The 9,307-nt window shown below is 57.4% G+C and carries 7 protein-coding genes; 2 read left to right on the top strand and 5 right to left on the bottom strand.

Going from position 1 to position 9,307, the window contains the following annotated elements:
• Window positions 1-1,391, top strand: a 1,391-nt coding sequence (locus LIX91_RS22960; RefSeq protein WP_226489218.1) for a hypothetical protein, incomplete at its 5' end; no start/stop codon positions are given.
• Window positions 1,388-2,080 (top strand): permease, encoded by a 693-nt coding sequence (locus tag LIX91_RS22955; RefSeq protein WP_226489217.1) that lies wholly within the window; start codon window positions 1,388-1,390, stop codon window positions 2,078-2,080. The genes LIX91_RS22960 and LIX91_RS22955, both read left to right, overlap by 4 nt.
• 47 nt (window positions 2,081-2,127) lie before the next feature.
• Here LIX91_RS22955 and LIX91_RS22950 read toward each other — a convergent pair whose 3' ends face one another.
• The 5 genes from LIX91_RS22950 to LIX91_RS22930 all read right to left on the bottom strand — a co-directional run bounded on the left by LIX91_RS22950 (window position 2,128) and on the right by LIX91_RS22930 (window position 9,287).
• Entirely contained in the window at window positions 2,128-4,365 is a 2,238-nt protein-coding gene (locus LIX91_RS22950; protein WP_153221541.1) for an ATP-binding protein, read from the bottom strand.
• Window positions 4,362-4,976, bottom strand: a complete 615-nt coding sequence (locus LIX91_RS22945) for a biliverdin-producing heme oxygenase (protein ID WP_153221540.1) — start codon at window positions 4,974-4,976, stop codon at window positions 4,362-4,364. The genes LIX91_RS22950 and LIX91_RS22945 overlap by 4 nt, the downstream gene beginning before the upstream one ends.
• A 351-nt stretch (window positions 4,977-5,327) precedes the next feature.
• Window positions 5,328-7,361 (bottom strand): LTA synthase family protein, encoded by a 2,034-nt coding sequence (locus tag LIX91_RS22940; protein WP_226489216.1) that lies wholly within the window; start codon window positions 7,359-7,361, stop codon window positions 5,328-5,330.
• A 10-nt stretch (window positions 7,362-7,371) separates the two neighbouring features.
• Window positions 7,372-7,992 (bottom strand): hypothetical protein, encoded by a 621-nt coding sequence (locus LIX91_RS22935; protein ID WP_100073016.1) that lies wholly within the window; start codon window positions 7,990-7,992, stop codon window positions 7,372-7,374.
• Window positions 7,989-9,287 carry a sialidase family protein gene (locus tag LIX91_RS22930; RefSeq protein WP_100073017.1) on the bottom strand — a complete coding sequence of 433 codons (1,299 nt, stop codon included), beginning with the start codon at window positions 9,285-9,287 and terminating at the stop codon, window positions 7,989-7,991. The genes LIX91_RS22935 and LIX91_RS22930 overlap by 4 nt, the downstream gene beginning before the upstream one ends.
• Between the last annotated feature and the right edge of the window lie 20 nt (window positions 9,288-9,307).

The following is a 9,307-nucleotide window of genomic DNA, read 5'->3' as shown; positions in this document are numbered from 1 at the left end:
AATACGCCAAGCAGTTGCAGGACGAAATTCGCCTGCACTTCCAGTCCGGCAAAGCCATCGCCAAAGACTGGCTGAGCAGCGCCAAGCGCTGGCTCGATGGACTGGGAGGGATTGCCGGTTCGATCACCTGGGGCGTGATCATGCTCAACTTCATCAACACCGCCTTCACTTATCGCGACCTTACTCGGGATGGAGACTTCAGCACCAAGGACATCGGCAAGGTGACGTATGGGTTGGGGTATAGCTTTAACCTGTTAATGGCGGTGTTTGTTGAAGCACCGTGGGCGGTTATCAGGGATGCGAAGCCCCTTTCTATTGGCGGCTATAACATAGGCATTCTCGATAAATCGGCGGCTTACTGGAAAGCACGGGGTAATGCGGTTTGGGGGGATGCGATAAGGGAGTTTAGAGGTTCGATGGTGGCGATGGGGGCGTTTGGGATAGCGGCGGCCACGTTAGAGTTGAAAGATGTTCTTGAAGACTTTGACGCAGCTAGAACATTAGAAGAAAAAACTGCACTCAGCGTAAAGGGCGCCTCTGTATTCGTAATGGGGGCGGCTTCGACAGTTCAGTTAGCGGCAGGAATATCCCCCGCTAGCACAATTACAACTATCGCAATGAGCTCATGGTTAAGTGTTGTCTTGCTAGTAACCGGCTTTATTTATCTTTTCACTACAATAGCTTTAAACTATTTCAAACAAGACGGTGTAGGCTGGTGGCTACGTAGGTGTTGCTGGTCGAAAACCGTAGACTTCCGTCATCCCGAAACGGCCAAGGGTGAGTATGAAGAAATACAGGCATTACTGGAAATCCAACTATCCCCTGAAGTTTATGTAAAAAGCACCGTACATTACGAAGACCGTTACCTTGGAAAAGGTGATTACATGAGGGTAGCTGTGCAAAATGGCGCAGGAGTACAAGTGCGTCTACCAAGTCTGGTACGTGGAACCTCCTTGCATTTCAACGTCATTAGCAGCAAACGACCATGGGGGCTATTACCTGTAGAAAAAATAGACCGACCAATACATGACGACTTTCTGAATCGCGGGCAATTCAGGAGAGTGGAGCAATTCAAGATCCTTACCAACGAGCCTACTGGCAAAGCAAGTGAAGACTTCACCTATCCTCTCATGCCGCCTGAAGACGAAGACCTCATCTGGGAAACCTGGGTGCCGCTCGACAATAACGCAACATATCTTGAGCTACAAATCTGGTACCCCACCAATCTGATACATCCTGGCGAGGAGGATCGAGGCTATCTGTTTCAGATAGAGCTGGGCACAAGAGGCGACACCGAGAGTGATGGTTTGGCTGCTGTCGAACTTGAAGTAAAAGCGTTAAGCAGGGCTGAAACCTTAACACTTGAAGTTGCAGGAAGCAGGCCGCTATGAACCCACAGGAAAAAATCTCAGCCTTGCCACAAGGTAAAGATGTTATGAACTGGAAAATCAAAACACTTGCTAGCTCGCCTAAAGAAATAATGATCATACAATCCATATTTATCACACTTTACTTAGCTGCGAGCTCACTTTATATTTGGGGAGGCTGGAAACCGTTTTTAGAAACACCTCATTTACTAGTAGGTACGATATTAGCGCTCGCCGGCATTCTTGCCTATTTCGTAGGCCTGCTCATCCGCCAAAAAACCATCTTCAACTACACCCTGAAAACCGATGGAGCCACAGTCGAGTATTACCTCCACTACCCCGACTTCGCCTCAAGCTTCTTCAAAGGCATCGCCATTTTCGTCATGCTGGTATTCGGACTCGTCGCCGTCATGACCGGATCGTTGCTCTTTCTGGTCGGCCCGGTGGCGATGGCCTTCATCGCCGCCATCAAACTGCTGAATTGGGAAAACCCTGTCCACCATCGACAAACCGCACCATGGCAACTGCACGAATTTGTCACGGTCGATCACAAACGCCTTATGGTCATTATCCATTGCGACGATATCACCACCGGCTTCGCCGCGCGCTTTCCCAGCAAGGCATTGATGGACAAGTACCTCGCCTTCCTGCGCGAGGTACTTCCAGCAAAGGTTGAATACATCGAAAAGGCTACCCACTGGTATCAGGGCTGATGCGACTCAGGCTTGAGCTGAAACTCACTGCAAGCCTGAGCAAGCGATCAAACTGCCATGGGCACCGTGAAGCGGAACTCGCTGCCCTCGCCCACCCGGCTTTGCGCTACCAGTTCTCCACCATGGGCCTTGACGATGCCCTGGGAGATGTAAAGGCCCAGGCCGGTGCCGGTCGGGTTGCCTTCCTTGACGGTCCAGTAGCGTTCGAAGATATGCGGCAACTGCTCGGGAGGGATACCCTCGCCGGAGTCCCGCACGGTGAACACGATTTCGGAGCCGTTGGACATGGCTGACACGTCGATCTTGCCCAGTTTCGGGGTGAATTTGATAGCGTTGCCAACCAGGTTGGACAGCACCTGGAACAGGCGCTCCGGGTCAGCATTGACCTTGATATCCGGCTCGGCGTTGAAGGAAATTTCGACGGATTTATCCATCGCCAGCGGGGCCAGCAAGGTATAGGCCTCCTCGAATATCTGGCTGACTTCCAGCGGCTGCGGCGTAATCGTGTAACGGCCTGCTTCGATTTTCGAGGTGTCGAGCAGGTCTTCCAGCAACACATTCATGCGGCTGGCCGCTTGCTGCATGGTATCGATTGCCGTGGAGATACGTCGCGACGTATGCGGCCCATCGGAGCTGAACGATTTCTGCATCATCCCGCAGAGCATGGAAATGACCGTCATAGGGTTACGCAAGTCATGGGACACAACCGCTACCAGTTCGTCGCGGGCGCGAACAGCCTGCTGCTCCCTGCGCACCTGACGGGCAAGGTCGTTTTCCAGCGCGGAGCGGCGCAGGTCATTGGCAGCGAACACGTCGCCATAGCTCCACTTCGTAGCGATCCCGGTCATCTCGACCTTCCAGATCTCAAACGAGGTGCGCGGCCGAAGACGCATGCCGCCTGCCGAGCTCTCCATATCCAGTGGTTTTTTCGGATTACCGCTCCACTGAACCGTTTCCTTGACCTCGGGACGAAACCAGATAACACCGTTGTCGACCGGCTTTGGCAGGCTCATCGCCAACACACCGCTGGCGATTGGCTGATAAGCCTCGGCAGGCGCATAGACACTGGATAGATGATGACTGGCATACACTGGTTCGCCACCAGCGATCATCCAGGCATGCAATGCACGTATGTCGGACGGCTCAGGGCAGATGCCGAAACAATGCGTTTGCCGGTCTTCGATGATGGCGACGCCGGTTGCGCCCACCATATCCATCAACAACTGTGGTTGCTGCGCCAGGCCATCGAAGACGTTTTCTTCGGACCCGGCCATGGCCAGATTCAATTGCTCGAGCGCCCTGACCTTCGCCTCTCGCTGACGGCTTATTTCCAGCGCTTCCATGGCGCTGATCTGCAGGGACAGCACTTGGCCGATCGCCTGGCAGGCACTGCGCAGTTCGTGGGACACGTACAGCGGCGTGCGGTTGCCGCAACTGATCAATCCCCACAACTTGCCGCCCTGAATCAGCGACACACTCATGGATGACAGCACGCCCATGTTCTTCATGTACTGGCAGTGGATCGGTGAAACACTGCGCAACGTCGAAAAACTCAGGTCAAGCTGCTGCTGAGTGTCCGGGCGCAGTTGAGGCACCAGGGGCACCGGGGTGTAATCGGCATCGGGAATAATGCGCAGCCAGTTGCGGCGATAGAGTTCGCGCGCCTGCTCGGGAATGTCCGATGCCGGGAAGAACAGACCGTTGAAGAGTTCCATGCTTGGCGCCGATGCTTCGGCGATCACCTGACCATGGCCCTCCTCTTCGAAACGGTAGATCAGCACCCGGTCGTAACCGGTCATTTTCTGGATCTCGCGAACGCTGACTTCATACAGGGTCTGCAGATCACTCGCAGCGTGCAGTTGACGCAACATGCGCCCCATGTTGCCGGTGCGCTCGGAATAACTGACCGATTGCGCATCCTTGCCCTGAATTTCGAGCTCCAGAACCAGAACGCCCTGATGGCGGTGCAGCAAGGCTTCGAACTCGATGCCGTTGATCGACATCAGCAGGCGTTGCGCGTCGATGAACGAATCATGAGCACTGGCGCTTCGGATCACGTCGGCCCAGCCAGCGCCCAGCACACAGTCCAGCCCCTTGCCGAGCACCTGCTCGGGCACATGGCCCAGCACGGTCTGCACATTGGCACTGACTTGCAGGATCGTCAGCTCGGGCTCTGTCAGGGTGAACAGCAGGCCATGAGGTTGAATGGCGCCGGGAAACTGAATGGGCTCATCCGCACAATTGGCCAGGAGGACTTCAAAGGCATCTTTGTCGAGTTGGCTCATAACAGTACCTCTTGACCCTCGAGCCAGTGCTCGAAACATGCAAATGTGGAGTGCGCTGCAAAAGCGGCGGCATCAGTAAAGGCAACTTCTCGGGGTACTTCATCCAGATGATCAAGAAACGCTTTCCAGCGAGGTCCGGTGCGGGCACCGTACACATCGAGAAAGGCCGTTCCACTTTGCTCATCCAGGCCCAGACGCTTGTTTATTTCGCGTCGCAACACTTGCCCGCCCAATGTCGCCCCTTCCAGCACATACATCACCCCCATACAGGCGCCGGGAGAATCAACAGCGGGTAACTGTTCGCAGCGGGGCAATTGGCCAATGTCATAATCGGACAGCCCCAACGCACGCAAATCCTCGACCAGCACAGGGGTTTTGACCCTCTCGATCGGGATAAGCTCCGCGGGGATCAAGGCACTGGCATGCAGGATCGCTTCAAGCGGTGCATAAAAACCGTAGTAAGCCTGAAGCAGGCGCAGGTAATGGGCGCGATCCAGAGCGGATGAAAAAAATGGCATGCGTTTTTCAAGCCTGACGTGCAACTGACTCGTCTCAGCACGCAGTGCATCAAGCAGTTTCGGCGGGGTAACAGATGAAAAACTTGCCGGCATCCAGGAAGGCTCTTGAGTGTGCAATGGGCAGAAAACGCATCCGAGCGAAAACAGGCCGCCAAAATACAGATTCAGAGCAAAATCTGACAGTTTTTTCCTGCGTTTGCGATGAAATACCACAATCCATAAAGAAAAAGAGTCAGGGTTACAAGACGACGGTCTACCACTCCCCGCGAAATACGCGCTCAACTAAAGACGATAGTCGAGAACCGAGCCCTATACGCGTTTGGTGCGCGCGCGGTTCACAGGAGCAAGCACTTTAACATCATCTAATTGCGATGCCATCCTCACGCAAGCCACCGACTCGACCGGCGGCTCGCGTGTGCCCCTGAATAAAGCCGGCTCTCTCCGTCAACGCACGTTCTGATACAGCATCATGCGCGAGGTTTCATGCAGACCGCGGGTCAGGTCGCGCAGCCGTTCGAACTCTTGCGGGTTCTGTTCGGCAACGTTGTCCAGCGGCGTGGGGGAAGACAGGTCGTGGAGCGTTGGCGAACTGCCGTCGTGCTCCATTTGCAGCAGGTAGTTGCGCGTGACACCGCCGATCAGCGGGAACGTACCTTCGCGCAGTACCAGCGGCACCACACGTTCACCTTCCGGAGCCGCCTGCTGAATGTCACGGCCCATGGTGCCGCTGGTGAAGTCCATCCCGGCCATCCCCGCCAGTGTCGGCAACAGATCGGCGAGGCCGACCGCTTCGTCGACGACCCGTGTGCCCAGCAGGCCAGGGGCGTGAATCAACAGCGGGACGTTGTTGCTCTCCAGGCCCAGTTGCTCGAACGCTGGCGCCATGTGCGGGATCTGGCTGATCCGCGTGTTGTGATCGCCAAACAGCACGAAGATGGTGTTTTCGTAGTAACCGCCCGCCTTGGCCAGTTCCATTAACCGTCCGATGTTGAAATCCAGCAGGCGCACGGCGTTGTACTGCTCCACGCTGCGCGAACCGGCGGCCTGGACCTGCTCCACGGTCTTGTCACTGACCTGAAAACCGTCGTTGTCCTGTGGAATGGTAAACGGCCGGTGATTGCCCGCGGTCTGCACGTAGGCAAAGAACGGTTTGTCGGCTGGCAACGCACGCAGGATCCGGTCGCTCTCCTTGAACAGATCAAGGTCGGAAATCCCCCAGACATCTACCTGCGGTGACTTCCAGTCGCGCTCGTCGTAGAGACGTACGTCATCGATACTGCGACGGATCAGGGCGTTCATGTTGGCCCAGCCGGAATTGCCACCAATCATGTACAGCTTCTCGTACCCCTTGAAGTCGTTGATGATGGTGTTTTGCCGGGTGAGCATCGGATGGCGCGTGGCGGTCTCCTGCCGGGTCACGTCGGGCACCCCGGTGATGCTCGCCCAGACCGTTTTCGCGGTGCCGGTAACCGGCACGTAAAAGTGCTTGAAGAACCAGCTTTGAGTGGCCAGATGGTCCAGGTTCGGCGTCGGGTTCAGCGGGTTGCCGTAGGCGCCGACGGCACTGGTGCCCAGCGATTCGAGCATGACGAACATGACATTCGGCGGTCGCTCGCCCGGCAGCCGGTATGGCTGCACGGTCTGGTGACGTTTGAAACTCAACCCCTGCACGTCTGGCTGGGGGACGCCCAGATAACGCGCGACCTGTTCATAGTGCTTACGCACCTGGGGTTCATCGAAGTTCGACTGCGAGACCTTGAGCGTGTCGTACAGGAACAACGCCGGGTTGAGTCCCAGCGCCGCCACCTGACTGTTACCGGAGAAGAACGCATCGCTCCAGCGCAGCGGTACCGGGTTTTCCAGATTGAGATTCTCGACCCGGCCCAACAGGCCGAGAAAGGTTGCACAGACCATCAGCGCCGAACCCCAGACCACGGACCCGCGTTTGATTGGCCTGGCCTCACGGTCCAGGGTGACACGCTCAAGCCTGATCAATACCCAGCCAAGCACTGCGACCGTGAGCAGCCAGCCGGCAGTGATCCACAACACCGGATAGGTCTGCCAGAGCATGTCCCGGGAAATCTGCGCATCCTCCAGATAGCGCAGCACGCTGGCGTTGAGCCTGACCCCGAGATAGGCGTAATGGCCGAAATCGACGATGTAAATCATCGTCAGGATCGCCAGCGCCACGATCAGATAGCCTCGCGCCAGCCAGCGCAAGGCACGCACGCTGATCAGGTTCCAGCCCGGCAACCAGAGCAGCAGCGCGATCGGCAGCAGTATCAGCAGCGCCAGGCGCAAGTCGAAGCGCAAGCCGATGCCCAGCGTCTGTGCGACTTCGCCATGCGTGAACAGCGTGCCCGGTTCAATGCCGGAAAACCCGTAGAAGAACACACCTCTCAGCAACGCCGACAGCAGGAACACCACCATGACCGCGCCCAGCCAATAATGCAGGCGTCGCGATTGCAACCAACTCATCGTCATTCCTCTAGACATTGCCGACAGACAGAGCGGCCGGACGGCGCGTCTCCATTGCACGGCGATAAACAAAACGGACAGCCAGGATCAGCAAGGCCCCACAACAGTAAAGGCCAAGCAGCGGATCGATCAGGTAATCCCAATAATTTTCCGATGGCTTGATGCGGAAAGTGAAGGCCAGCGTCGCAGCGCTGAGCATCACGGCGGCCAGCGCATTGCGCATAAAGACCAGTCCCAATGCGATGACAGCGACAATCATGATCATCGGCCTTGGGTTGTAGCCCCAGCGATACGGATCGAAATACGTCAGACCCAGCGTAGCCGGGTACAGGGTCAGTGCCAGCGCAGCGAACACCAACAGCATCACCCCGCGCCTGGACACGGCCAGTGGCTTGAGCACCCCCAGTCGCTGCAGGGTCAGCCAGCCCAGCAGCACTAGACTGCTGATGGCCAGGTCATCGGTCAGGCTACGGGCATAGGACGCCATCGACAGCCCGTCGATCGAGATCACACTCAAAAGCGAGGCGGCGGCCAGCAGTCCGCAGCGCCACCATAACGATGCGGTCAAGGGCGCCAACAGTACAAACAGGGTCCAGGCAAACGCCAGATGAGCCAATCCCAAAGCGATCATAAAAGTTGCTCCGCCAGCCAGGCCTCGTTGAAGCTGACATGCTTGATGAAGGTGTTATTCCATGAGTAGACCAGGTGATACAGGCCGTCCGGGCTACGGATGAAGTACGGGTATTCGTATTCGAAGTCGCAGCCCTGGGGCGAGCAGACGCGTTGGTCAAGATTGCTCAGAAACGCCTCTTCCATCGGTTGACGCAGTGCGCCACTGGAACTGCGGAAGCCCTCGCCGATCACCTCCTTGTACGCCTCGAGGGTAAACGGCGTGCCCAGCGGATCGGGCGACTTGTCGAAATCCATCAAGGGCCTCCAGACGTTCATCTCCTCGTCAGTGCCGTACAGGCTGAGCTTGAAGCGCCCCTCGCGCAGGTCATTGAGCGCCACCAGCAGCCCCCTGCCCGGCACACCGACCGCAGCCAGCGAAGAGTTGGGGTTGCTCGGGGTCAGCGGATACGGCTCGCTCCAGCTCTGCCCGCCGTCTTCGGTGCGGCTGGCCAGCACCCGGTGGAACGTCTCGCCGGCATAGCGCAACAAGGCCACGGCGCGCTGCCCATCCAAAGGCACCACAGTGGGCTGCAGGGAATTGTTGCCACGGCTGATGCGAAACTTGTCGATCACTTCACCGTCGGCGCTCAGGTACAGGTATTCGGCAAACTTGCCGAGAAACTCGTGATAGACCGGCAGGCCGATCGAACCGTCGGCATGAAACACCGGCGCGCCGCGCACCAGCGTACTGATGTTCAGAAACGGCGTTGTCACCAGTTGCCACGGCGGCGACCAGCTGGCTCCCATGTCGCTGGAGACCATGGCGTTGACCGTACTGCCCGCCCAGCCGCCGACCGAAACTGAAACGTAGAACAGCCACAGGCGATTGTCCGGAGCCAGGGCGATCACCGGATTGCCCAGCTTGCGGATGTATTTGCCGGTCCCCGACTGGGTGGACTCACGGGTTGCCAGCACCTGCTCGCCGCCCCACTCGCCACTGGCCGCATCGAAGCGCGAGGTGCGTATTTCAACGTCGCCCGCCCCTTCGCGAGAACCGGCGAACCATACCGACATCAGGTCGCCGCCGGGCAACGCTGTCACGGCTGAGGAATGCACGAAGTCGTCCAGGTCGGAAGACGCGAAACGCGACATATAGGACGCCTTGGGCGCCACGCTCTCAGCGCCAACTGGCGCGGGGCTTACCGCAAAGGGCGCAATACGGTGCTGTGGATGGCTGAGCCACGCACTGAGAAAAATCGCCACAACAATCAGGCCTGCGCTCCATGCAGCAAGGTTTCGGGAAATAACACGCATCGGGAGGCATCACTGTAAAG

This window comes from Pseudomonas sp. B20 (assembly GCF_020515755.1).
Lineage (GTDB): Bacteria > Pseudomonadota > Gammaproteobacteria > Pseudomonadales > Pseudomonadaceae > Aquipseudomonas > Aquipseudomonas syringae.
The sequence above is the reverse complement of the archived record's forward strand: the minus strand, read 5'-3'. Positions and strand labels throughout refer to the sequence as shown.